At 42.6% G+C, this 25,012-nt stretch carries 19 protein-coding genes; 15 read left to right on the forward strand and 4 right to left on the reverse strand.

The features are described 5' to 3' along the window. Positions 1-168: 168 nt before the first annotated feature. Both ACQY3F_RS05720 and ACQY3F_RS05725 read right to left on the reverse strand, forming a co-directional pair. Entirely contained in the window at positions 169-1,365 is a 1,197-nt protein-coding gene (locus tag ACQY3F_RS05720) for an ISAzo13 family transposase (protein ID WP_428352931.1), read from the reverse strand. Between the two features lie 368 nt (positions 1,366-1,733). Beyond that, positions 1,734-2,930, reverse strand: coding sequence for an ISAzo13 family transposase (locus ACQY3F_RS05725; RefSeq protein WP_428352931.1), 1,197 nt, complete (start codon positions 2,928-2,930; stop codon positions 1,734-1,736). Positions 2,931-3,325: 395 nt separating this feature from the next. On the opposite strand from ACQY3F_RS05725, the gene ACQY3F_RS05730 reads away from it, so the two are divergent. From ACQY3F_RS05730 to ACQY3F_RS05770, 9 genes are all read left to right on the forward strand, one after another. Next, positions 3,326-3,544, forward strand: a complete 219-nt coding sequence (locus ACQY3F_RS05730) for a DUF1656 domain-containing protein (RefSeq protein WP_428353959.1) — start codon at positions 3,326-3,328, stop codon at positions 3,542-3,544. Further along, on the forward strand, positions 3,519-4,529 hold the full coding sequence (locus ACQY3F_RS05735) for an efflux RND transporter periplasmic adaptor subunit (RefSeq protein WP_428353960.1): 1,011 nt from the start codon (positions 3,519-3,521) through the stop codon (positions 4,527-4,529). Before ACQY3F_RS05730 ends, ACQY3F_RS05735 begins: the two co-directional genes overlap by 26 nt. 6 nt (positions 4,530-4,535) lie before the next feature. After that, positions 4,536-6,701, forward strand: a complete 2,166-nt coding sequence (locus ACQY3F_RS05740; protein ID WP_428353961.1) for an FUSC family protein — start codon at positions 4,536-4,538, stop codon at positions 6,699-6,701. A gap of 86 nt (positions 6,702-6,787) precedes the next feature. Then, positions 6,788-7,114, forward strand: a complete 327-nt coding sequence (locus ACQY3F_RS05745; protein ID WP_428353962.1) for a hypothetical protein — start codon at positions 6,788-6,790, stop codon at positions 7,112-7,114. Between the two features lie 523 nt (positions 7,115-7,637). Beyond that, positions 7,638-10,061, forward strand: a complete 2,424-nt coding sequence (locus ACQY3F_RS05750) for an arylsulfatase (protein ID WP_428353963.1) — start codon at positions 7,638-7,640, stop codon at positions 10,059-10,061. A 180-nt stretch (positions 10,062-10,241) separates the two neighbouring features. Then, entirely contained in the window at positions 10,242-11,849 is a 1,608-nt protein-coding gene (locus ACQY3F_RS05755; protein ID WP_428353964.1) for an arylsulfatase, read from the forward strand. 251 nt (positions 11,850-12,100) lie between these two features. Further along, complete coding sequence (locus tag ACQY3F_RS05760) at positions 12,101-12,979, forward strand: hypothetical protein (RefSeq protein ID WP_428353965.1); 879 nt, start codon at positions 12,101-12,103, stop codon at positions 12,977-12,979. Positions 12,980-13,320: 341 nt separating this feature from the next. Further along, positions 13,321-13,863, forward strand: a complete 543-nt coding sequence (locus ACQY3F_RS05765) for a DUF308 domain-containing protein (protein ID WP_428353966.1) — start codon at positions 13,321-13,323, stop codon at positions 13,861-13,863. 192 nt (positions 13,864-14,055) lie between these two features. Further along, a complete protein-coding gene (locus tag ACQY3F_RS05770) occupies positions 14,056-14,967 on the forward strand; it encodes a paraquat-inducible protein A (RefSeq protein ID WP_428353967.1) in 912 nt (303 codons plus the stop codon). A 66-nt stretch (positions 14,968-15,033) separates the two neighbouring features. Here ACQY3F_RS05770 and ACQY3F_RS05775 read toward each other — a convergent pair whose 3' ends face one another. Further along, positions 15,034-17,265: an IS4 family transposase gene (locus ACQY3F_RS05775; protein ID WP_428353915.1), complete on the reverse strand. Its 2,232-nt coding sequence runs from the start codon at positions 17,263-17,265 to the stop codon at positions 15,034-15,036. A gap of 152 nt (positions 17,266-17,417) precedes the next feature. On the opposite strand from ACQY3F_RS05775, the gene ACQY3F_RS05780 reads away from it, so the two are divergent. From ACQY3F_RS05780 to ACQY3F_RS05790, 3 genes are all read left to right on the forward strand, one after another. Then, positions 17,418-17,762 carry a paraquat-inducible protein A gene (locus ACQY3F_RS05780; protein WP_428353968.1) on the forward strand — a complete coding sequence of 115 codons (345 nt, stop codon included), beginning with the start codon at positions 17,418-17,420 and terminating at the stop codon, positions 17,760-17,762. Positions 17,763-17,845: 83 nt separating this feature from the next. Next, positions 17,846-19,041, forward strand: a protein-coding gene (locus tag ACQY3F_RS05785; RefSeq protein WP_428352995.1) for an ISAzo13 family transposase whose coding sequence is annotated in 2 segments (ribosomal slippage) — positions 17,846-18,653 and positions 18,653-19,041 — 1,197 coding nt in all. Because the reading frame shifts where the segments join, the coding sequence is not laid out codon by codon here. 67 nt (positions 19,042-19,108) lie between these two features. Continuing rightward, positions 19,109-20,668: an intermembrane transport protein PqiB gene (locus tag ACQY3F_RS05790; RefSeq protein ID WP_428353969.1), complete on the forward strand. Its 1,560-nt coding sequence runs from the start codon at positions 19,109-19,111 to the stop codon at positions 20,666-20,668. Between the two features lie 338 nt (positions 20,669-21,006). Here ACQY3F_RS05790 and ACQY3F_RS05795 read toward each other — a convergent pair whose 3' ends face one another. Beyond that, positions 21,007-22,368: an IS1380 family transposase gene (locus tag ACQY3F_RS05795; RefSeq protein ID WP_428352972.1), complete on the reverse strand. Its 1,362-nt coding sequence runs from the start codon at positions 22,366-22,368 to the stop codon at positions 21,007-21,009. 146 nt (positions 22,369-22,514) lie between these two features. Here ACQY3F_RS05795 and ACQY3F_RS05800 point away from each other — a divergent pair, with 146 nt between their 5' ends. From ACQY3F_RS05800 to ACQY3F_RS05810, 3 genes are all read left to right on the forward strand, one after another. Beyond that, positions 22,515-22,988 (forward strand): PqiC family protein, encoded by a 474-nt coding sequence (locus ACQY3F_RS05800; RefSeq protein ID WP_428353970.1) that lies wholly within the window; start codon positions 22,515-22,517, stop codon positions 22,986-22,988. A gap of 279 nt (positions 22,989-23,267) precedes the next feature. Continuing rightward, positions 23,268-23,783, forward strand: coding sequence for a hypothetical protein (locus tag ACQY3F_RS05805; RefSeq protein ID WP_428353971.1), 516 nt, complete (start codon positions 23,268-23,270; stop codon positions 23,781-23,783). 172 nt (positions 23,784-23,955) lie between these two features. Further along, a complete protein-coding gene (locus tag ACQY3F_RS05810) occupies positions 23,956-24,654 on the forward strand; it encodes a hypothetical protein (protein WP_428353972.1) in 699 nt (232 codons plus the stop codon). Positions 24,655-25,012: the final 358 nt, after the last annotated feature.

Consider the following 25,012-nt stretch of genomic DNA (forward strand, 5'->3'; position numbering starts at 1 on the left):
CTGGAATATATCACAATTTTTTGCTATTAATGGCCATTTTGCGCCAAAAGTGTTGCACTTAATAAATTCACTAATATTCTGGTCATAATTACTAAAAATGCTTATAGATGACGGCAATTATTCAGCCTCCCTTACTAAATTAGATATTAGGGAGATGGAAAGAAATAATCATCCAGAACAACCAGGAGAAATGGTCAAAAACCATTTCTCCAACGATGGCATTCGGTCAACAAACTGATAATACGTCTTCATTGCTTTTTTACCTACCTTTACTCCTGTTTCATATATTTTTTCTGTTAATTTAACAATAGGTGCTTTGCCATTGTAGGTCATACTTTTGGCAAATTTTAAAGTTGTTTCAACTGTATCCATTATGTCGCCACTAATATGATTTTCATAGGCTCCCCATACTCGTTCAATTGGGTTATATTTACTATGATAAGGAGGGTAGTAGGCCAGTTTTATCTTTATGTTGCTTTTTTCAGCAAACTCCACAAGCCTTTTTATAAACTGAGTTCTGGAGCTACTGTTCTCCATACCATTGTCAGCGTTAATTGTCAGAATATCTACTCCATATTTTTCTTGAATTTCTGGCCAAATTTCTTCCAATCGGTCAACGATGAAATCACTGCTGGCATAGCCTGCTGTAAAGAAAAGGAAAAAATCATCATGTTCAGGCAGATAAAAACCAAAAGGAGTTAACTTTTCCTTAACATCTAAATCATGATCCTCTGCTTTTGTTAAAACCCGATTTCGTCCTCCCCGTGAAAAATTTCCTATATTCATTCTTGCTTTGGCATCAATTGATATACGAATCTCTTTTGGGTTGATATCTGCCATTCCATTGACTGAATGAACTTGTTCAAAAATTGCATCCGTTTCCTTGATTTTCTTATGAGGCTTTGTTTTTTGTACCTTTTTTGGATGGTAACTCAGGTCATTTAATTTTGTATTGATAGTTTTTGAGCAAGGTAATGTTTTTTCATCGTAATAATCAATCTCCAGTAAACGTTTTCTAACTTCTTTAGCCGTTAGCCGGGTATATAATCGACAGGAATTAAAAGAGGGATCCGTTTGACACTCCGGTTCAGCAATTTTTTTTATGTCATCAAGTAGATGAGGAAAATGCTCTTCACTTTTATTACGCCCTCTCGCTGAAAAATTATCTTCTATGGGCTGAGTTTCAAGTTCATATTGTCCTTTTCGGATAGTGCCTCTATTCCATCCTAGTTTTTCTTCAGCAATACTTGCACCACCTGAGCCTAGTAGCTCCACCGTTTCAGCCATGAATATACGACGTACCGAGCCTTTTAAACGATGGGCTGTATTTATAATCCAACCTATAATGCTATCTGTTAATATCAACAAGCTTATCTGCCTAGTGTGAGAATAAATTCAGAATTCATTATTATAAATTATTGAGACACAAGCTTACTTCGTTTGGATGATTATTTCTTTCCATCTCCCTTATCAGTTGATGAGGAGCTATATTCCATTCATTCCTACACTGTGAAAAAATATAAATTGATTATAACAAGCTCGTAGCAATATCACTATGCAGTTTTCGCAAAAACTGGAATAAATGTAGCTCGCAAAAATAAAAAGAAATCTAACCGTTCAGCCATAATGATTATTGGCGTAAAATGGCTATAAGTAAGTATTGCATAAGGCTATAAAATAAAATATTATATATAATATTTTTGTTCCTCTCTAAGGGAGATGGAAAGAAATAATCATCCAGAACAACCAGGAGAAATGGTCAAAAACCATTTCTCCAACGATGGCATTCGGTCAACAAACTGATAATACGTCTTCATTGCTTTTTTACCTACCTTTACTCCTGTTTCATATATTTTTTCTGTTAATTTAACAATAGGTGCTTTGCCATTGTAGGTCATACTTTTGGCAAATTTTAAAGTTGTTTCAACTGTATCCATTATGTCGCCACTAATATGATTTTCATAGGCTCCCCATACTCGTTCAATTGGGTTATATTTACTATGATAAGGAGGGTAGTAGGCCAGTTTTATCTTTATGTTGCTTTTTTCAGCAAACTCCACAAGCCTTTTTATAAACTGAGTTCTGGAGCTACTGTTCTCCATACCATTGTCAGCGTTAATTGTCAGAATATCTACTCCATATTTTTCTTGAATTTCTGGCCAAATTTCTTCCAATCGGTCAACGATGAAATCACTGCTGGCATAGCCTGCTGTAAAGAAAAGGAAAAAATCATCATGTTCAGGCAGATAAAAACCAAAAGGAGTTAACTTTTCCTTAACATCTAAATCATGATCCTCTGCTTTTGTTAAAACCCGATTTCGTCCTCCCCGTGAAAAATTTCCTATATTCATTCTTGCTTTGGCATCAATTGATATACGAATCTCTTTTGGGTTGATATCTGCCATTCCATTGACTGAATGAACTTGTTCAAAAATTGCATCCGTTTCCTTGATTTTCTTATGAGGCTTTGTTTTTTGTACCTTTTTTGGATGGTAACTCAGGTCATTTAATTTTGTATTGATAGTTTTTGAGCAAGGTAATGTTTTTTCATCGTAATAATCAATCTCCAGTAAACGTTTTCTAACTTCTTTAGCCGTTAGCCGGGTATATAATCGACAGGAATTAAAAGAGGGATCCGTTTGACACTCCGGTTCAGCAATTTTTTTTATGTCATCAAGTAGATGAGGAAAATGCTCTTCACTTTTATTACGCCCTCTCGCTGAAAAATTATCTTCTATGGGCTGAGTTTCAAGTTCATATTGTCCTTTTCGGATAGTGCCTCTATTCCATCCTAGTTTTTCTTCAGCAATACTTGCACCACCTGAGCCTAGTAGCTCCACCGTTTCAGCCATGAATATACGACGTACCGAGCCTTTTAAACGATGGGCTGTATTTATAATCCAACCTATAATGCTATCTGTTAATATCAACAAGCTTATCTGCCTAGTGTGAGAATAAATTCAGAATTCATTATTATAAATTATTGAGACACAAGCTTACTTCGTTTGGATGATTATTTCTTTCCATCTCCCTTATCAGTTGATGAGGAGCTATATTCCATTCATTCCTACACTGTGAAAAAATATAAATTGATTATAACAAGCTCGTAGCAATATCACTATGCAGTTTTCGCAAAAACTGGAATAAATGTAGCTCGCAAAAATAAAAAGAAATCTAACCGTTCAGCCATAATGATTATTGGCGTAAAATGGCTATAAGTAAGTATTGCATAAGGCTATAAAATAAAATATTATATATAATATTTTTGTTCCTCTCTAAGTATAGAGCTAATCTGCTATCTTGATCAATAAGCTACAAAGCCAATATGAACTACGATCATCTTCCTATTGAACAATCAATTGGCGGCATCTATTTTTCACCGATTCTCTCTGCGAGCCTTTTTGGTTTTTTGTTAGCGTGGTTTATCGCCCGCATGCTGAACCATTTTCGCCTGGCTCGATATATATGGCATCCACCTCTCTTTTTTTTGGCCTTGCTGGTAATTTGTACTGGCCTGGTTGGACATCTTTTTATCCCTATTTAAATATATTGTTATGAGTCGTATTTTCTGGTCGATTACGCGTATCGTTATCACCCTCAGCGCAGTGGCTATTGCTGCCTGGGTATTGTACGGTATGTATAAAGACTATCTTATTTATCCCTGGACCCGTGATGGTCAGGTAAGCGCACAGGTGATTCAGATTACTCCACGTGTGACCGGGCCGTTGATTGAACTGCCTATCAAGGATAATCAATGGGTGAAAACGGGTGACTTGCTGTTCAAGATTGACCCTAGCGATTATCAGACTCAAGTGGATCATGCTGTGTCAGCATTAGAAAATGCTAAACAAGCTGCATTTGAAGCAAGGGATGTCGCGCGTCGCGCACGTAAGGGACATAAAGCTTACAGTGGAATTATCTCTGAACAAAAGTTGGTCGAGGCTGAGAGCAATCAAAGGGCGACGCATGCAGATATGTTGGCTGCCAAGGCGGATTTGCATGGCGCCAAACTGAATCTTGGCTACACCGAGATGTATGCGCCGGTTGACGGCTTTATTACTCATTTGAGGCTGCGCAACGGTAGTCAGGCTGTCACCAATCAGTCGTTACTGGCGCTGGTTGATACTGAAACCTTCTGGATCGATGCTTTTTTCAAGGAAACCCTGATGGAGAATATTCAGCCAGGCGATAAAGCGATCGTCAAACTGATGTCCTATCCCGATAAACCAATAGAAGGGGTAGTTGATAGCATAGGCTGGGGTGTTGCCCAGGATGATGGTAGCCCCGGTTATCTGGGACTACCTACCATTGAGCCGAGCTTTGACTGGATTCGACTGGCACAACGGATTCCGGTGCGGGTTCATCTCGGTAAACTACCGGAGGGTGTGGTTCTGCGCGTCGGTACTACCGCGACGGTAATCATACTAAGCGGTGAACAAAGTAAACTAGCGGTCGATTCTGATGCTATGAAGGTAAATAACGATAAGCTTAAAAGCGATACGGCGGCATTTCCGCATGTGCCAAAATAACAGCTTATGAGTATCCGTATCCGCCTTCAGGAGGCGTTCAAGTTCGCGCTTTCCATGGTACTGATGTACTGGTTGGCGCTGTGGATGGATTGGGATCTGGCGCGCTATGGTGCTCTGGCTATCGTCCTTATCAGTCTTTCCACCAGTGGTGCATCGATTAATAAAGGTGTGATGCGTGTTATTGGTACCATCATCGGTTGCACGGTCGGTTTGATTTTGGTCGCGTGGTTTAGTCAGGAGCGCTGGAACATGATGTTCGCCATATCCGCTTATCTGGTCTTCACCGGCTACTACTTGCAGACTAGTCGTTACCCTTATGCCTGGTTTGTGGCTGGTTTCGTGTCAATAGTGATCTGGTCGGATACCTATGGAGCGGTTGATAACAGCTTTCACTTCGCTATCTTCAGGCTACTGGAAACTGTATCGGGAATACTTATTTACACCATGGTCAGCGTTCTGTTATGGCCCCAAACTGCCGGTGTGCAGTTTTATCAACAAGGGAGCGAGTACCTTAAGCAGTTATGCCGTGTGCTTAAATTTTATCAGGATGCCCTGGAAGGAATAAAGCATGACGAAGCGGCTGCAGTGCAACGCAAACAAGATGTACTCTTTACGCAATTACAGGGGACTTTGTCGGCGGCTGTTAACGATACCATGATGGTGCGCGAGCAAAAACACGAATGGATGCTGGCACTCACCAGCTTACATGAGCTTACCAATAGTCTGGCATTATGGCGTAGCACTAGTGAAACTTACCAGCAGCGTACTCCGGGAAATAACCAGGCTAATTTTAAGCAGGTATTGAAAACGATTGAGCAGCGATGCACTCGAATTGGCGAGCTGTGGCAAGCCAGGCAACTGCCAGGTGAAGTAAGCCCAGGCGACGACAAGCCACTGTTACAAACGCTGACAATCGATCTATCTCTCCCGCACACGATAACTAACACCGAGCGCGGGTTATTGATGAACCAGGCAGATTTACTTCGTCAGCTCGACCAGCAGAGTCAAAATTTGTTAATCCTTCTGCGCGTACTCAACGGGCTTGACTCTACGGTAACGCTGACAGATCCGCTGCCTTCTAGCCGCCCGTCGCGATGGGATACTGTGCGCTTGCTAAAGGCATTGGTTCCTGCGTGCACTTTTATTCTCGGCTTTCTGTTCTGGATCTACCCAACCAGTCCGCCCCCCTCGGGCCAGACAATTGCTGAAATGAGCGGAATTTTTGGTCTGGCATTTGTTTTGGGTGCCGACGTGCGTTATATCGGTTTAGCCTTTGGGGCAGCTGGTTTGCTGGTTATCGCACCGATCTATTTCGTTGTGATGCCATGGCTTGACGGTGGTGCTGGCTTGTTGATCATGATCTTTCTGTTATCGTTCACCTCTGCTTACCTTGGTGCTCGCTGGCCGATGGTCAAGTCCAGCGTGATGGTACTTTTTGTAATGACTACCGGTATCTCCAACGAGCAGAATTATTCTTTTATGGCCTGGGTGAGCAGTGAATTTGGGATGATTATGTCTGGACTTATTGTCAACCTGGTAGTGATGTTTATGCTGGTAATCCGCCCTGAAAAGATTATGGCACGGCGGATTCGTAGTTTCTTTTACGATTGCGCTGCGGTTACACGCGATTTCGTTAATGTCGCGGAAAAAAGACGCAGAGCAGAACATTTTATGCGTGAGGTGAGGCGGGCGCCTGGAGAGTTAAGCAGGGTTGAGCGTACACTTGATTATAGCCGTCTTCCCGCCGATGCCCAAGAGAGAATCAACCATCTGCTCGACTCGATTGAGAGCGTTTCCGCCCGCTTGCGCATGGTGAAGGTACTGATTGAGAAAATCACAGTTAATACTTCCTTTATTGATCCAGCGACAACCCCGTTAGGTGTCGAATTGCCACAACAACTGCAGCGTGTATTTGAGCGCTGGGCTATGGCCACCAAATCGGCTGTGGTCTCCGGGGAAGAAAGAGGCGAAATCAATAAGCTCTACAATAAACTGGAAGAACGGATTGACATGTATTACGCACAGGCTGGGTCTCCCGCATACAGTGAACAAATGGGAACCGATTTGATTGCCTTACTCGGTGGTGTGCACGGTTTGCTTGATGCGATGGCTGAAACGGATAGCGTGATCCATGAAATTCACTGGTCTCAGTGGGTGGAGGCACGTATTTAGTGCCATTTATATTGGCTTGGCTTGAAAAAGCTAAGAGTATTACCTAGGCATAATATGCCTTTTATTTAAATATTTCGGAGAGAATTATGAAAATTGTAACAATATTATCTTTTATAGCAGCTGGCATGATTAGTACGACTGCAATGGCTGAAACCGTAGTAGGAGACATAGTCGAAGGTACAGCAAAAACGGCCGGTGGTGTAGCAGGTGCAGCCATTGGCACAACTGCAGGCGCTGTGGATGGCGCAGTTAAAGGTACCGCCGAAGGCGCAAAGGAATGCTTTGATACCACTGGAATGCCTATCGCATGTGCTACTGTAGGCGCCACTGGAGGAGCTGTTAAAGGGTCTTTAGAAGGTGCTGGAGGCGGAGCCGTAGAAGGTGCGCGAATAGGTAGCGGCCAGGCAGAGTAAAAACGCGCACGGAATAATTTACATCTTAATATGGGGCCGCAGGTATTTAGAGACTGTGAAAGTATTCGTTTTATCTATAAATATTACTATTTTTGTAGGCTGGGTTGAGGTGACGAAACCCAGAATCAATGACTTATCTCGCATATATTGCTGGGTTCTGTTCCTCAATCCAGCCTACACTGAATGCTTTCACGGTCTCTATGCTAAGATTTTCTTGAAAAGTATTACAGACATGAGTATAAAGAATTTAGAGGTTAATTATTTAATCAAGCCATACTTTCTAGCTACAACATTTATTGATTTTTCAGGTAAACCAGGGATAGAAAAATGCGTAAATATAAAATTTTAAGCTATTTTACATTATGAGTGATTAGCATGTTTTTTCTTGTTATATAAGGTGTATCGGCAAACGATTTGCCTGACTTTCAAGACCGCATATTATTTTACAATAATTCCTGAAAGCAATCGCCCCGTTAACGGCGCGTTGTCGCGCAGAAAATTTTGTTTGATGAGAGGAAGAAAAATGAAAAACTACTTTCCATTATACCCTGTAGGCCTGGCTGTTAGTGCTTTGATGTGCACAGCCTTAGCATCTTGTTCTGCATCCAGGTCACCTATGCGAGGGGCTACAGCTAGCTCTGAGCACGAGCATACTCAAGCTGTTAATAAGCTGCCGCAACCAGACCCGGTATTTCATGGCAAGATTGGTAAGACCTACCATGACTCAACGGCCGATAAGTTGATGTTCGACTCCCCCAAGGCACCCAAGGGAGCGCCGAATATCCTGCTGATCATGATCGACGACGCTGGCTTTGGCGCAACCAGCACCTTCGGTGGCCCGGCCAATACACCCACACTAGACAAACTGGCTGCTGAAGGACTCCGCTTCAACCGCTTCCATACGACGGCTCTCTGTTCTCCAACGCGTGCGGCACTGCTGACTGGCCACAACCATCATTCAGCTGCCACCGGGGTGATCATGGAAATGGGAACCGGCTTTCCCGGTTACACAGGCATTATGCCGCGCAGTACCGCGACCATCGCTCAGATTCTCAAGAATAATGGCTACAGCACTGCCTGGATTGGCAAGAACCACAATATTCCGAGCAATATGCTCAACAATGTCGGCCCATTTGATCGCTGGCCGAATCATTTGGGATTTGACTACTTCTATGGGTTTAATGGAGGGGAAGCGGATCAATGGTTTCCTACACTATACGAAAACCTGAATCCGGTTCAACCCTGGGGTACGCCAGAAGAAGGCTATAATCTGGGAGCCGATCAGACAGACAAGGCGATTGCGTGGATGAACAATCAAAAAAGCATCGCACCGGATCGTCCTTTCTTTCTCTACTACGTGCCGGGCGCGACTCATGCTCCGCACCATCCGCCGAAGGAGTGGGCGGAGAAGTACAAGGGCAAGTTCGCGTTGGGCTATGACAAGATCCGCGAGGTCATCTTTAAGCGTCAAAAAGAGTTAGGTGTAATCCCTCAAGATGCGAAACTTACTCCGCGCATGCAGCAGGTTCCTTCCTGGGACAGTTATGATGCCGAGGCAAAGAAGTTGTTCGAGCGACAGATGGAAGTCTATGCTGGTTACTACGAGTACACCGATCACCAGATCGGACGCATTCTGGGTGCTATCGATAAGATCGGTCAGACAGAAAATACATTAGTGATCTATATCGCCGGCGATAATGGTGCTAGCGCCGAAGGAAGTCTGGTCGGCACAGCTAATGAACTTATGAATTTAAACGGTCTAGATCCGACCGTCGAGCAGAACATGAAATTTTACGATGTGTGGGGTGGTCCTGAAACATCGCCTCACTTTGCTGTCGGCTGGGCCTGGGCAATGGACACGCCATTCAAATGGAACAAACAAGTCGCCTCTCACTTTGGCGGCACGCGCAATCCGATGGTCGTTTCCTGGCCGGGAAAAATTAAAGACAAGGGTGGCCTCCGTACGCAGTTTCATCATGTTATCGATGTCGCTCCGACGATCCTTGAAATTGTCGGCATTGAGCAGCCGAAGAAGTACAATGGCATTGAGCAAAAGCCGATAGAGGGTACGAGCTTTGCGTATGCCTTAGCCGATGATGCTGCAAAGGCTCCTGAGCGGCACACGACCCAATATTTCGAGATGATGGGTAATCGTGGGATCTATCACGACGGCTGGATGGCGTCGAAATTTCATAAGGTGCCCTGGGATACCGGAGGCAGTGTTCCTTTCAGTAACGACGGCTGGGAATTGTATAATATTAACGAGGACTACTCGCAGTACAATGACCTGGCTGCGACCCATCCGAAGAAGCTGCAAGAAATGCAGGCTCTCTTTGCAACAGAAGGCGCGAAATTTGGTGTCTTTCCTCTCGATGATCGTCTGGCAGGGCGGTTAGATGTGAGTCTTCGCCCTAGCTGGACATCCAGTCGGACAAATTTCACCTTCTTTCCGGGTATGACGCATCTGGACGAAGGTACGGCTCCAAACGTGAAGAACAAGTCACATACTATCACCGCTGAGGTTGAAATCCCCAAACAGGGTGCAGAAGGTGTTCTGCTTGCCATGGGTGGCGGCACGGGTGGTTACGTGCTGTACATTAAGGACGATAAATTCACTTATTACTACGATTTCTTTGGCTTCCACGACTACAAGATTGAGTCGACAGCACTACCGACCGGTAAAGTCACATTAAAGATGGACTTCAAATACGATGGCGGCGGGGCTGGTAAGGGTGGAACAGTTACCTTGTATGTCAATGGCAAGAAGGCCGGAGCAGGACGCGTCGAGAAGACCATCCCTGGCCGATATGGCATGGATACATTTGATATCGGAATGGATCTCAATGCTCCAGTCGTCAGGGGAGGCATCTACAAAACACCTTATAAGTTTACCGGTACTATCGATAAGATAACGATTGAATTAGAACAGCCGAAAAAAGCGGGTTAATATTCGTGAGATATATTTCTCGTTCCCAAACTCTGTTTGGGAATGCATGGGGAGTAAGCTCTGCTTACTGAAGTAACATACAGCAGAGCTGCTGCTCCACTTATTCCCAAGCAGAGCTTGGGAACAAGACTAGACTGATTAAACTATTTTAAACCTGGAAAAATAAATGAGGATAAAACAATGCTAAGCAAAACCAAATTGTTCTTTGTATTGCTGCTATTCGGGCTTTGTCTGTCTGTCGGCACAAGTTACGCAAAGGAGAAAAAACCAAATATCCTGGTGATCTGGGGTGATGACATTGGACAGGATAATATCAGCGCCTATCACCGCGGCTTGATGGGCGGCAGAACGCCGAATATTGACCGGATCGCTCAAGAAGGTGCCTTGTTTACAGACATGTATGCTCAGCAGTCCTGTACTGCTGGGCGTGCTGCGTTTATGTTGGGGCAGAACCCTTTCCGTACAGGGCTGCTAACCATTGGTATGCCCGGTGCTAAACATGGTGTTCGGGCACAAGATCCTACCATTGTTGAATTACTCAAGCCCTATGGCTATATCACCGGCCAATTTGGTAAAAATCATTTAGGCGATCGTAACGAATATCTGCCCACTGTACACGGGATGGATGAATTCTACGGCAACTTGTACCATCTGAATGCCGAAGAAGAGCCTGAGAATGCAGATTACCCGAAAGACCCAAAATTTCGCGCAACCTATGGTCCGCGTGGCGTTATGGATTGTGTTGCAAATAATAAATTTGACAAGACTGATGAGCCGCGCTGGGGCGTGGTCGGTAAGCAGAAATGTAAGGATACCGGACCACTAACGATCAAACGCATGAGAACCATTGAGGAAGACTTGCTGGCGCGTTCGCTCGATTTTATGGAGCGAGCAGTGAAGAAGAATAAAGCTTCAAAGAAAGATGAACCCTTCTTCCTATGGCATGTTTCAACCCGCAACCATGTCTGGATTCATTTATCTGAAAAATACAAGAATAAAACCGGTAATGGCATCTTTGCTGATGGCATGTCCGAGCTGGATGATGTTACTGGAGCTTTACTCGACAAGCTTGATGAACTAGGCATCGCTGATAATACCATCGTGATATGGTCTACGGATAATGGTGCCGAGATATTCACCTGGCCACAAGGCGGTAATCACCCTTTTAAAGGAGAGAAAGGCCTGACTAGCGAAGGCGGCTTTCGTGTGCCACAACTGGTGCGCTGGCCGGGTAAGATCAAGCCAGGCACGATCATTAATGATATTTTTTCGCAAGAGGACTGGATGCCCACCTTGCTTGCTGCTGCAGCAGGTAAAGATACCGATATTCAGGCTAAGTTGAAGAAAGGCGGTGTTAAGGCTGATGGCAAGACCTTTAAGGCACATCTTGATGGCTATAATCAGATGGACGTACTGACCGGCAAAGGCCCAGGCAAGAGGAATGAGATCTTTTACTTCAGTGGCGACGGTGATCTTAACGCTATACGGGTCGGCGAGTGGAAGATTACATTTACCGAGATGTGGGGCAATTTGCCTACGGCTTGGCATAAAACCCCAAGCTGGCCACTGATCACTAACCTGCGACGTGATCCCTATGAACGCTTCGATAGTCAATCTTCAATGTACACAAAATGGTGGGCGGACCGCATGTACTTGATGGTGCCAGCTCAAGGCTATGTTGGCAAGCAACTGGCAACCTTGAAAGAATTTCCTCCCGCCAGAGGTTCGAGCCTGAGTCTGGGTAAGTTGATGGATAGGATTACCTGGGCTACTTCGACAACAAAATAATCATCAAATGCTTTTAATGCCTATTAAAACAGGGGCAGGGGCTAATACTGCTTACTTAAGTATTTATGCATTTAATTTCAATAAGATAAGGCGTTGGGTTAGATTTTTTACAAAGTAAAAAAACGTAACCCAACAATTAACTACGACTTGCTGATTCATATGGAAATTCTGGGTTACGTTATCTACGCTACGCTTGATAATCTAACCCAGCTTACGATATAGAAGATAACACAGTCCATTATTAATTGTTTATGACAGATACACATATAAAAATTAGTTTTTCCGGTCCTGGCTATATCACCAAAGCTGTTCATACCTTGGCTGAAGGTGGGCAAAAGATTGTCACTTCACGGCGTCATCGCAAAGGGCGAGGCCCGCTCATTGTTACACCTGAGGGTGTTACAGCTATCCCTGCAAAACATAAATATCCGTGGTTGCATTTTTGGGTTCCCACGCGTTTGACCTGGTGGGTTGCGGTATTGTTTATTATCGGCTCTGGAATTTTTAGTGTGGGGGGCTTTGCTATTAGCTTTCCTGCACATACCTTCAAAGTATTAACGACTGGCATCACTGTGGACTGGGTTTTCTTTATTGGTTCACTATTTTTTACCGCAGCTGCCTATTGCCAATTGCTGGAGGCGATAAATTCGGGTGATAGTGATGGCTTATATGCAGATGAAGAGAGGATCCATGCCTTTCAATGGTTGGCCTGGCAGCCAAAGCGCATAGGCTATATGGCAAGCCTGGCACAATTAATAGGTGCAGTGATGTTTAATTTCAATACCGGGAATGCTTTGATCGGTGAATTAGACTGGGTACAACAGAATTTATTGATCTGGACGCCCAATATTATTGGTTGTATCTGCTTTTTGATCGCCAGTCGTTTAGCCTTTATGGAAGCATGTCATGATTATTGGGGCTGGCAGCCAGGAAAGATTGAATGGTGGATTACTACTTTAAATTTACTGGGTTCGACAGGCTTTATGGTTTCTGCATTGTATAGTCTGGGAGTCCCTCCGGGAGATAGTTCTGCTACTTTTAGCTGGTTGTCTGCGGTGTTTACTTTTCAGGGAGGGGTGTGCTTTTTTATTGCCAGCTATCTATTGCTTCCAGAGATGTTTTCTGAGTAAGTTCTGATATTTAATGATGGACAATATGTTGAGAGCGGACTTTAGTCCGCTAGAACTAATGCAGCACCGTGTTGGGCGAATGAATAGAAGGGTAAAGTTTATTGTGAAATCAACAATATAAAAACAATCTTTATCCATCAAAGCTAGCCCAACAATACAGTAAAATGGTGGAATAAATGCCCGTCATTCTTATGCAGAGCATGAAAGTAAGAAGGTAATTAAAGAATCTGGGAATAATGAATTTATTACGTAACCGGGTTGCTGTAATTGCGGACTAAAGTCCGCTCTACGTGAGAGCGTATAGGTTCGTTAATAATTTTACTTTTTAATAAGGAAACAAAATGAGTATATTTTTAAGTCTAGACCAGCAAAGTCTGGAAAAATTTAATCAAAGTGCGAAGCCTACAGGTATCGCGATGATTGTTATTGGTATTATTGGTATCGTGTTTCCCAGTGTTATCAGTTTGACACTGAATTTTTTTATCAGTAGTTTATTTTTCCTCAGCGCAATTGCGTTAGCTTATTCTGCCTATGTCTGCAAAGTTCAGACTTTAATGCTGTGGTTTAAGCCCTTTATCCTGTTGCTGCTGGCATTGTTAATTTTGTTTCATCCCGCTGTGGTTATTTCTACCCTGGGGCTTATTCTGGCCATGTATTTTTTAATGGATGGTTTTGCGGGTATTGCCTTGGCAGTTGAAATCAAACCGTCGAAGGGCTGGGTTTTTATGTTGTTGAATGGCATACTATCATTATTATTAGGTGTAATAGTCTTAGTCGGCTGGCCATTAAGTTCAACATGGCTAGTCGGTTTGTTGATTGGCATAAGTTTTCTGTTTGATGGTGTTGCACTGCTTGCCATTGCCGGGAATATCAGAGCCTCTTGATAAAGTACATATTATTCCATGTGGTTTAGGAAAATGGGTAACACACGTTTACATTATCTTTCGGGGAGCAGGTCTTTAGCCTGCATTTTCAAAAAGCGGACTAAAGATCCGCGCCCCGGAATATTCAAGTTATTACCTTGCACATTCCTTTATATTGGTACAATTTAGGCTCATTAACCGTTTGTATATTTTATGACTCAATATATTCCAGTCACTACGTGTCACGATTGTGGTTTATTACAACAAATAAGCCATATGCCCGAAGAAGGCGCGGTCAAATGTTGCCGTTGTGATGCAACATTACGCAAGCGGGAGCGAGTTAAACCAGAGAAAAGTATTGAGCATACGCTCGCATTAGTGGTTACTGCACTGGTCTTATTGGCCATCTCCAATGCTTTTCCAATTATAAAGGTTGATGCGGAAGGCCATGAAATGGCAGTCACCTTATTTGGCTGCGTAAAATACCTGTTTACTCATGAAATGGTATTTATTGCCGGACTGGTCTTTCTAACCACTATCGGCGCCCCGTTAATTCAATTAACGGGTTTGTTGTATATTCTGCTACCTCTTAATTTCAATCGAATTCCTCCGTTTGCGCCGCAGTGTTATCGTGTAGTCCGCATTATTACGTCATGGAGCATGTTAGAAGTGCTGATGCTGGGTATCCTGGTTTCAATAGTCAAGCTATCTGCCATGGCAACAGTGGCTCCAAGCATTGCCTTATGGTCTTTTGCATTGTTGATGATTGTTATTGCTGCGATTTTGAATGACGTGGATAAAGAACTGCTTTGGGAATTGATTAGCCCCGATACTAAGGGTAGGGATAGGCAGCAATACAAGTCAGATGTGCAATTAACCAATTGTCATAATTGCCATTTAATACAGACAGTAAGCCCTGAGCAGGAATCTGCCTGCCCTCGATGCAAGGCTGATATACATTGGAGAAAACCAGACAGTTTAACGCGTTGTACGGCGCTAGTGATTGCAGCGACTGTTTTATATATTCCTGCTAATTTATTACCCGTGATGGTGGTTACTAGTATGGGCAAGACCGAAGGTGATACCATTATCAGTGGGGTTATGTATCCAATGTCATTCGTTTAAGAAACACTCCTATTCGGTTAAGAATCAGATAAACTTCAACCCAACCCACATTCTTATGTTAAAAAATCAAGCGCTATTTCTCCGCGTATTCCATTGCTGTGCTGACTGTTTCGATTCTCTTGCGTAATGACGCCCCTTCCTTTTCTTGTGATAGTAACGTGAAATTGAACAAACCAACTCAGTCATCACTTGATTGATGTATATACTGGGTGCATACAAAATCTCCTCAAGATGTCGGGCTACGGTCGTTAATGTATTTTTAAAGTTCACCTGAATGGTTTGCTCTGCCTCTGATTCTTCATCGACAGGAAGATTCAGCAAACTCGCCAGTAAATGCTCAGAGGCACTCGCGCAGAGTCGACTCATGGTGATCAACACAAAGTGAGCGTACAGTTCTTGTTTGACCGTGCGCTCACTGCGTCCATGAAAATCATCAACCTCAACTAGCTTTTTGCTCACTTTATAAAGCTCCTCAATGCCCCAGCGATCATGATAGACCGATTTCAACGAATCAATGGTGTATTGCTTATCCATCAGCGTGGTGCCAATGCAATAACTCGTGCCATCAATGACATATTTGATGAGACGTATCTTTAACGGTACAAAGATCATCTGAGGAAATTCTTTTTTGATCTCTCTCTGACGCGCTTTTGTTGGCATCAGAGTGATGATTTCATCTATTTTATCACTGTCGATAAATGCATCAATCGCTTTCCCTGCTTGTCTTTTCATTCTAAAAACAGGGTGTACGCCCGCTTGAATGTGCTGGGATAAAGAGGCGTAAGAAAAATAACCGCGATCATAGACGCAAACGTCATTTGGCTCTAGTGTTTGTAAATGCGCCAAAGCACACTTGCGTTCATTGCCATGACTGACCAGATCAAAATCATAGGGGATTTTTGATTTAAGTTGATAGCAGCAACTGAGCAGGCCTTGTGGGTAATGGCTGTTTTGTTGTGGTGTGGCATAACCTGCTTTGATTAATTCTCGGGGCAGATTGATCTTGCTACCATCCACTCCAAACAGGCGATGTCCCAACCAGCGTTCTGATGTTTTCTCAGGACAGGCCTGGATAATGCGCTGGTTCAACTCGATAAAAATGGATTCATTCAGTTTTTTACGTGCCTCGGTAAAGGATGAGGCTGAAATGGCTTGTTTTTGGGGCAAGGGAAACTTCATCCGATGGCAATTGTGCCAGAATTCGGTAATGGTGGTGCCATAGCTCTGTGTGTTTTTTGAAAAAACCAGGCGAAAAATAAGAAAAACCAGTAATAATGAGTCTATCACCCGTTTGCGTTTTTGCCAGGTGGCATCGTAGGCAAGAGCCACCTCAGAGATGATATTGACAACCTTGCCCCATAAGTTTAAAAAGTCGTCATCAATGATCGATTTTTTTTGGCTGACAGGTTCATTTTTCAATACGGCTCTAAAGTGTGGATTAAGCGGAAAAACAAACAACTTCTTAATGGTGCCCTCTTTATTATCCGTCGCTTTTTGCCAGTCTTTGCCACTGGTTTCACCGATATGTGACCAATTAGCAGCGAGATAACAGGTGCCGTGGTATTGCGTGGTGTCCACAAAGGTTTCAATCAAGACGGGACGGTAAGCGTGCGTTTTATCCCAATCATCTGCAATTTGACGAGTCACGATAGACAAGGCGTGACTGGCTAAATTTTTGACTTTGACCCAGGGTAAAATCAAAAAACGGGTGTTATTAATGATCAGGTTTAAGCGTTGCTCCCTATCTTTCGTTTGCCAGCCAATCCAGTGATCACGGTCAGCCAGGTGCCAGACAGAGGCTGAAAACTGCAGGCAACCCAGGATTTGTCGTGTCGGTGTATTGGAGATGATAAAGTATTTTAAGGCCGCACCGATAGGATGACGATAACCCAGGTAATGATGCCGATCAACGAGCTCATTCCAAAGCGCGACATCCGCCTTATCTGTGACAACCTCTAATTCTATAGGCCCCAAGGAACTGAGCTCACATTCAATAGGTACACCAGGAACCGATTGTGATGTCCAGATGATCGGTTTTGATTCGCGTTTCTTTTGAACGCGTTTTACCGGTAAGCTGATATAGCCCAATTTTTCCAGCTTAGCTAAGGCGCTTAGGCAGGCATTAATTTTATTGCGTTTTTTTGCCGTGACCCAGTGCAAATGTTCGCATAGCGTTTCGGCAAGTTCGGTCAGGCTTAAGTTGGGGAACGTGTTAACGGTTTGCTGAACGTAGGCGAGTTCTTTTTTAGAAAAATAACGAGCAGAAAGTGTAAGTGGTTGGGTAATAGCTGTTGTCATTATGTTGCCTGCCTGCAAAAATTAAATTATCCATGCTTATGTTGGCAGATTAGATGGATATAGTCAAGGCAAAAAGTAACTGAGGAAAGTGTTGCTTAAGCTTATGAGTTTTAATCACTTTATTTTTTTTTGTTATTTTTGTATTTAAGTGAATGACATTGGTTATGTATCTGGCAACAACAGGGGATCTGCCGCTGGCGATTATTCTTTTTATTGCCAGTATCTGTGTGCCCACTATTAAATTAATCATCTTGTATTTGCTACTAATAACGGTACATTTTAAGTCACAATGGCGACCTAAGGAACGAACGCAACTGTATCGTCTGACTGAGTTTATTGGTCGCTGGTCGATGGTGGATATTTATGTCGATTCATTAATGGCTGCGATGATTCAAATTGAAGGGCTGATTGTGATAGAAGTCGGTGTGGGAGCGGTTGCCTTTGGTGCCGTAGTGGTATTAACTATTTTAGCCGCTAAGGGAGATGGAAAGAAATAATCATCCAAACGAAGTAAGCTTGTGTCTCAATAATTTATAATAATGAATTCTGAATTTATTCTCACACTAGGCAGATAAGCTTGTTGATATTAACAGATAGCATTATAGGTTGGATTATAAATACAGCCCATCGTTTAAAAGGCTCGGTACGTCGTATATTCATGGCTGAAACGGTGGAGCTACTAGGCTCAGGTGGTGCAAGTATTGCTGAAGAAAAACTAGGATGGAATAGAGGCACTATCCGAAAAGGACAATATGAACTTGAAACTCAGCCCATAGAAGATAATTTTTCAGCGAGAGGGCGTAATAAAAGTGAAGAGCATTTTCCTCATCTACTTGATGACATAAAAAAAATTGCTGAACCGGAGTGTCAAACGGATCCCTCTTTTAATTCCTGTCGATTATATACCCGGCTAACGGCTAAAGAAGTTAGAAAACGTTTACTGGAGATTGATTATTACGATGAAAAAACATTACCTTGCTCAAAAACTATCAATACAAAATTAAATGACCTGAGTTACCATCCAAAAAAGGTACAAAAAACAAAGCCTCATAAGAAAATCAAGGAAACGGATGCAATTTTTGAACAAGTTCATTCAGTCAATGGAATGGCAGATATCAACCCAAAAGAGATTCGTATATCAATTGATGCCAAAGCAAGAATGAATATAGGAAATTTTTCACGGGGAGGACGAAATCGGGTTTTAACAAAAGCAGAGGATCATGATTTAGATGTTAAGGAAAAGTTAACTCCTTTTGGTTTTTATCTGCCTGAACATGATGATTTTTTCCTTTTCTTTACAGCAGGCTATGCCAGCAGTGATTTCATCGTTGACCGATTGGAAGAAATTTGGCCAGAAATTCAAGAAAAATATGGAGTAGATATTCTGACACACACGCTGACAATGGTATGGAGAACAGTAGCTCCAGAACTCAGTTTATAAAAAGGCTTGTGGAGTTTGCTGAAAAAAGCAACATAAAGATAAAACTGGCCTACTACCCTCCTTATCATAGTAAATATAACCCAATTGAACGAGTATGGGGAGCCTATGAAAATCATATTAGTGGCGACATAATGGATACAGTTGAAACAACTTTAAAATTTGCCAAAAGTATGACCTACAATGGCAAAGCACCTATTGTTAAATTAACAGAAAAAATATATGAAACAGGAGTAAAGGTAGGTAAAAAAGCAATGAAGACGTATTATCAGTTTGTTGACCGAATGCCATCGTTGGAGAAATGGTTTTTGACCATTTCTCCTGGTTGTTCTGGATGATTATTTCTTTCCATCTCCCTAAGGCTTTTGATCCTCGTTTAATCTGGGATAATATGGAGAAAAGTAAATGAGTGAACCGGTACAAAATGAAACTATGAACAATTTACCGGAAAGCAATATACAGCCCCGGTCGAAATTTTCTATCGTCTGGCTAGTCCCCTTGGTGGCTATTTTAATTGGCGCATGGATAGGTTATAAAGCCTGGTCTGAAATGGGGCCAATAATTACCATTACTTTCAAGACGGCGGATGGGCTGGAAGCGGGAAAAACAAAAGTAAAATATAAAAATGTTGAGATTGGCGTTGTTAAAAGTATCAGTATAAATCATAAAACAGACGAGGTTATTGTCCAGGCTGAAATGGTTAACGATGCAAAATCCTATCTTTACAATAAAACCCGTTTCTGGGTTGTTAGAGCGCGTATTAATGCCAGTGGAGTATCGGGTTTAGATACTTTGTTGTCAGGCGCTTATGTGGGTATTGATCCCAGTTCGGAAGGTAAGAAAACAAGAAAATTTAAAGGGCTGGAAATTCCACCGGTGATCACTGGAAAAATACCAGGCAAGCATTTTATATTGCATACCAAGGATCTAGGCTCAATAGAAAGAGATGTGCCGATTTATTATCGAAAATTTAGTGTGGGTAGCGTCGAAGATGTCAAGCTCGATGATGATGGTGAGTCAGTTACTGTAAAAATTTTTATCAAGGCACCCTTTGACAAATGGGTTAATAAAACGACCAAGTTCTGGAATGCCAGTGGTGTTGAAGTTTCGTTGACTTCTGATGGTGTTGAACTAGAAACCGAATCTTTGATTTCCATCTTAATTGGCGGGATTGCATTTGAATCCAGTGACCTGACGACAGAGGTTACTATCGCGGAAAATAACAGCGAATTTGAACTCTATAAAGATCGTAAAGCCGCGCTAAAAAAAGAATACAAAATTGGCAAGCAATATGTGCTTATTTTTTCTGAGTCTGTACGTGGCCTATCTGTTGGAGCGCCTGTTGATTTCAGAGGTTTACAGGTCGGTGAAGTCACTGATATTCAATTATCGTATGATGCTGTCAATAAAAAAATTACCGTTCCGGTAAAAATCACTCTTGATTATGGCAGAATTGTGGTGAAAGGTAATGATGAAGCTGTGAGGAAGTTTGCTACTAATCGTGAAAATCGCACTGACTATTTTGTAAAACAGGGGCTTAGAGGGCAATTGCAGTCGGGAAGCTTATTGACAGGAAGTTTGTATGTGGCACTGGATTTTTTTCCTGATGCAAAGCCATTTGTTATCGACTGGAGTACCGAGCTCACCGAATTCCCTACAGAACCGGGCACTATGTCAGGGCTTAAACTGCATTTAAGCAGTATTCTGCAAAAAGTGGATGATATGATGACTCAGGTAAAAGAACTGAGCTATAAGCTGAATCATAATCTGGAGCCTGAATTATCTGGAACTTTGAAGCGAGCTGAAAGTACGTTGGTAACTATTCAGGATACCTTGAAAAATGATTCACCGCTGCAACAGGATTTGCAAATGGCTTTACGCGAATTTACCAAAGCAGCACGATCTATCAAAACCCTGGCTGATTATCTGGAAAGACATCCAGAATCACTCATTCAAGGAAAATAAAGGAGACTTATTGTGAATAAACAAACTATTTTATCTTTATCGCTGATTGCAACCACACTGTTATTTGCGGGCTGTGGTAGCTCTCCCGATGCTAAGTTTTATACCTAAATCCTGCAAGCCCATATTTTGACTCTCATTAACCTGTCTAGCTAAGTGGTTATTAGGTTTTTACTGCCGCTTTGCCAGCCCTCTTTGTCCAACCGATCAAAATATCCAGATTTAAATCATAAATAGAGGAAATTTTTTGTATCGTATGGATATCCCCCGAGCCCAAGGCAATAAACACCCTGCCAACGTGCCATGACCTTTTAATCAAAGTGACTTAACTTCGGTTAATGTTAAGCGAGTAACCCCACCTTAACCCAATCATCCCATTCCTGTGGATAGAGCGGATCTGCAGGTGTTCTGACTCTCAGCTGATTATTGCCTGTGAGTAATTTTCCAGCCACCCGAATCAGATAAGTACGAAGTGTATCCGGCTCCCATTGGCACAACGTTTTGTTGCCACTCAATTGAGCCATCCAGCGCACGGTATTGTAGGCAAGAACGGCGCAATGAAATAATGCGGCATTAGCCAGAAATTGATTCGTTCTGATTTTACCTAAACCCATTTGTGATTTTGCTTCTTCAATCCATGTTTCGCACGTCGCTCGTTCACCATACTTCTTATGTGTTTGCCAAGGCGATAGAGGTTCAGTTGTTACATAACAAAAATAGTCATATTCTGCCGTATCCCAAAGCTCGGACTGAGGTCCTGTCACTTGTTTAGGTTGCTTTATCCTGACCGCGACAAACTGACGAGAGCGAGACCAGCCACCACAACGATATTGAAACTCGCTCTGCTCCCAACCGGGTCGGCCTTGTATGGCTGTCCAGGCCTGTTTGGCCAGCAATGCGTTCAAATTCTTAAGTTTAACCTTTATTAGATACCCATGCCCTCTGGTATCGAGAAATTCAAGCAAATCACCGACAAAATAACCACTGTCACCGCGAAAAATAATGCGCATCCGATTGGGCAAGTGTGCAAGTAACTGTTTGGTAAATTCTACAACACCATTGCTTGTAAAGGCATTGCCTGTCCGGAACCAGGCTTGTAAAATTTCTTTTGTTTCCGCTAGAAAAGCGAGTTGTGGATGGTATGAACGGGCACCTTTCTTTTTGGGGTTGAAGCCTTTGGCACTTCCTTCTTGTCGACCACAAACGGTGTCCACAGTTGAATCGACATCGACCCACTGGACGGATTGTATGCCAGTTTTCGATTTTCCGGAACGAAGCAATCGCCGCCAGTGTTGACCACGCAAAGTATGCGTGAGCGTTTCAAACTGGCTTATCTGCCTATCACTTACTTCTTTAAAGATCCGTAAAATTGTGGTTTCAACAGGAATCTTTATCCAGCCAGCTACTTTGCGCAGTACGCTATCTGCCCATACGGTCGTCACCTTTGCCATTGATGTTGCTCCCCCCATCATGCCAACCAACGTCAATAGAACCACATCAGATAAGTGATGGTCTGCATTTTCACCCCGCCGATGTGGAACGCTTTGTTTTACGGTTTTTTCAAAACCTATCCTGTCTAAATATTTCACGACGGGAATCAGTCCCGCCTGGCTTGTCAATCCATGTGCTGTAGATGTCATTTTTACCGTTCGGGTACGGTTTCTTACGTGAGATGAGGATTTTGATACTTTAGAGGGCTTCATTAAAACAATGAGATAGTGAAATCAGGAAAATGATATTATATCATTGTTTAATAAGGAGTTTTGTGGATTATTATGTATAATGCTTGCAGGATTTAGGTTATATATTAAGTGCTGTAGATAGGAATGCCCCGATACCCATAGCAACCATGAAAAGTCAAAGTGTTGTTGTCAAGGTGGGTCCTGTCTCTATTCCTGATATGCTGGATCAATCGCAGATTGTTACGCGTACCGGGGCGAATACCCTGGATGTGGATGAATATAACCGTTGGAGTGGTGAGTTTCAAAGTGATATACAACGGATCATTGGCGAGAATATTGCGATATTGCTACCCACAGATCAGGTTGCTTTGAGTCAGGAAATCATACTATTACCTGTCGATTTTCAAGTGATTGTTAATGTGCGAGAGTTTGATGGGTCATTAGGCGGTGTTGTGACCTTGAATGCAGACTGGGTAGTGGCAGGTAAAGGTGATGACAAATCTATGATTGCCAAAAAATCGGTACTTCGAGAAAATGCTGATGGAGCTGATTATCAGGCATATGTCGCTGCCCAAAGCCGCTTGCTGGCAAAATTGAGCCAGGAAATTGCAGATGAGATTAAAAAGCAGCTGGCGAAGTGATATGGTTTTTAAAGTATGTAGGCTGTGTTGAAGCATGAAACCCAGAAAATGACAATGCTGGGATTACGTAAGCTTCATCCCAGCCTACGTCTTAAATACACTTGTAGGGCGGTGCTTTAGCCCGCCAAAGTGCGTAGCTTAACAACTTAGAGTATCGAATAAAGCACCAAAACAAACAGGCGTAAAAAAGCTTCAGCTTTTTTTAGAGGCAGCAACATCTATTGCACTCCTGATGCACTATTTTGAAAATATCCCATTCCAATTTCTCAGGAGAAAAAAATGAGTGTTTTATCCAGTAAAATGTCAACCATGGATAAAGTCATATATGTGACATTAATACTGCTTGCTCTATTAGGCATGGCAATCACCAATTTTTCACCTGCTGATGCCCATAAATATTGGTTAGTTATGACTCTGGTTTTTGCTATTGCAGCGATTATCTCCGGCTGGCAACAGGCGGCTGACAAACATGAAAAAACCAAATTAATAACGACGCAACTGTTTCATTGGGGCAGTACCTTAATTGCAGTGATGATAGTCTATGCCTTTTTACATTCGGGGCAAATTCAGAACGAAACTGTTTCGCTGATGATTCTGCTGATTCTATCTTTATCAACGTTCCTGGATGGATTTCAAGTTGGATGGCACTTTTCTTTACTCGGTATTTTACTCGCCATTTCAACGGTGGTTATTACTTATCTGGATGAATATATCTGGATCATTGCCATCATCGCCCTGGTTTTTATCGGTTTGTCTTTTCTATGGAATAAATATATAGGTCATCATAAGAATTAAAGCGATTTATATATCGCTATAACAGAAAGTGTAACCATTCAGCCCCCTCCTTATCAAAGAGGGGTAGGGGAGGTTCTATTAGAAAAAGGCATTTTACAAAGGGGGATCTGAAGGGTTACGCAGTAATGCCTTGAATATTCCTTATCCCAACATAATAAACAGAAGAACTACCATGTATATTGATTTTTCGCTCTTAGAATTAGTTTTAAAGCTTATCTCCTATACCATCTTAATCTTTGGGATATGGGCAGTCATTGAACAATATACTTCCGGACGCTTAATTTCCAAGTTCGAGATACGACTACACTATTTTACTAATCACGATGAACAACGAGTTTTACACGCCCCAGCGGTGAGGGAGCCAAAGGTTTGGGAGGTATTTGATGTCATGACTGCAGTGTGGGTACTGTATCGGGCACGTAGCTGGGCAAAAAACAGTGAAGGTGGGCGCATCATTATCGCACCTCCTAGACCTTTGGCTCCATTGCTAGAGATCTTACTTCCATCCCGGGCGCAAATGTTTCAACGGGTACGTATCTATTTGCAATCAAATATACAACAAAGTGGGGCCTGGGTTCGGCGTGCGTCAGAATCAGTCAGTCAACCAGAAGCTGAGGGAGATGAAATAGAATATCAGTTTTTTCTTTCCCTTGAACATGGCAACCCTGAGGCCAAAGCGATCTTTATACATATTTTACCAGTAGCTACGATAGATGAGATTGTCAGCAGCAACGGTGCGTTTGCCAATACAATTCATCCCAACTGGTCTTTTACCAAAGAACAGGTTCAAATACTTACAGAAGGTTGCAGGCACCTACAGCAAATACGTGAGAGGCCAGGTGATGAAAATAATTTAATCATTATACTCTGACGCCAGTGAGTTTATCGAGTGGTGGATTCTGGCCTGTTTTTTTGTTTAGGAGTGAGGATTTAATAATATCCGGAAGTTTGACGCAGAACTTTTGTTCGTTTTCAAGGCGTAGCAATAGGCGCATAGCAAGCTACGCAACTATTGTTACAACGCGGAAAACGGGCAAAAGGACAAGTCAAGATCCGGAGATTATTAAATCCTTGCTCCTTAGCAACTGATAAAGTAGATGTTGCTAAATTTTTTATACCTTTCTTCTATTTCCCTACTATTAACTTAACAGGAATATTATTACCTAAATCCTGCAAGCCCATATTTTGACTCTCATTAACCTGTCTAGCTAAGTGGTTATTAGGTTTTT

The organism is Methyloprofundus sp. (assembly GCF_965251085.1).
Lineage (GTDB): Bacteria > Pseudomonadota > Gammaproteobacteria > Methylococcales > Methylomonadaceae > Methyloprofundus.

Excerpts from the sequence above, each read along its gene's own strand:
- ACQY3F_RS05800 (WP_428353970.1), top strand. The coding sequence starts at position 22,515 with ATGAAAAGTCAAAGTGTTGTTGTCAAGGTGGGTCCTGTCTCTATTCCT.
- ACQY3F_RS05760 (WP_428353965.1), top strand. The coding sequence starts at position 12,101 with ATGACAGATACACATATAAAAATTAGTTTTTCCGGTCCTGGCTATATC.
- ACQY3F_RS05765 (WP_428353966.1), top strand. The coding sequence starts at position 13,321 with ATGAGTATATTTTTAAGTCTAGACCAGCAAAGTCTGGAAAAATTTAAT.
- ACQY3F_RS05745 (WP_428353962.1), top strand. The coding sequence starts at position 6,788 with ATGAAAATTGTAACAATATTATCTTTTATAGCAGCTGGCATGATTAGT.
- ACQY3F_RS05810 (WP_428353972.1), top strand. The coding sequence starts at position 23,956 with ATGTATATTGATTTTTCGCTCTTAGAATTAGTTTTAAAGCTTATCTCC.
- ACQY3F_RS05775 (WP_428353915.1), bottom strand. The coding sequence starts at position 17,265 with ATGACAACAGCTATTACCCAACCACTTACACTTTCTGCTCGTTATTTT.
- ACQY3F_RS05740 (WP_428353961.1), top strand. The coding sequence starts at position 4,536 with ATGAGTATCCGTATCCGCCTTCAGGAGGCGTTCAAGTTCGCGCTTTCC.
- ACQY3F_RS05795 (WP_428352972.1), bottom strand. The coding sequence starts at position 22,368 with ATGAAGCCCTCTAAAGTATCAAAATCCTCATCTCACGTAAGAAACCGT.
- ACQY3F_RS05770 (WP_428353967.1), top strand. The coding sequence starts at position 14,056 with ATGACTCAATATATTCCAGTCACTACGTGTCACGATTGTGGTTTATTA.
- ACQY3F_RS05750 (WP_428353963.1), top strand. The coding sequence starts at position 7,638 with ATGAAAAACTACTTTCCATTATACCCTGTAGGCCTGGCTGTTAGTGCT.
- ACQY3F_RS05780 (WP_428353968.1), top strand. The coding sequence starts at position 17,418 with ATGACATTGGTTATGTATCTGGCAACAACAGGGGATCTGCCGCTGGCG.
- ACQY3F_RS05730 (WP_428353959.1), top strand. The coding sequence starts at position 3,326 with ATGAACTACGATCATCTTCCTATTGAACAATCAATTGGCGGCATCTAT.
- ACQY3F_RS05805 (WP_428353971.1), top strand. The coding sequence starts at position 23,268 with ATGAGTGTTTTATCCAGTAAAATGTCAACCATGGATAAAGTCATATAT.
- ACQY3F_RS05790 (WP_428353969.1), top strand. The coding sequence starts at position 19,109 with ATGAGTGAACCGGTACAAAATGAAACTATGAACAATTTACCGGAAAGC.
- ACQY3F_RS05755 (WP_428353964.1), top strand. The coding sequence starts at position 10,242 with ATGCTAAGCAAAACCAAATTGTTCTTTGTATTGCTGCTATTCGGGCTT.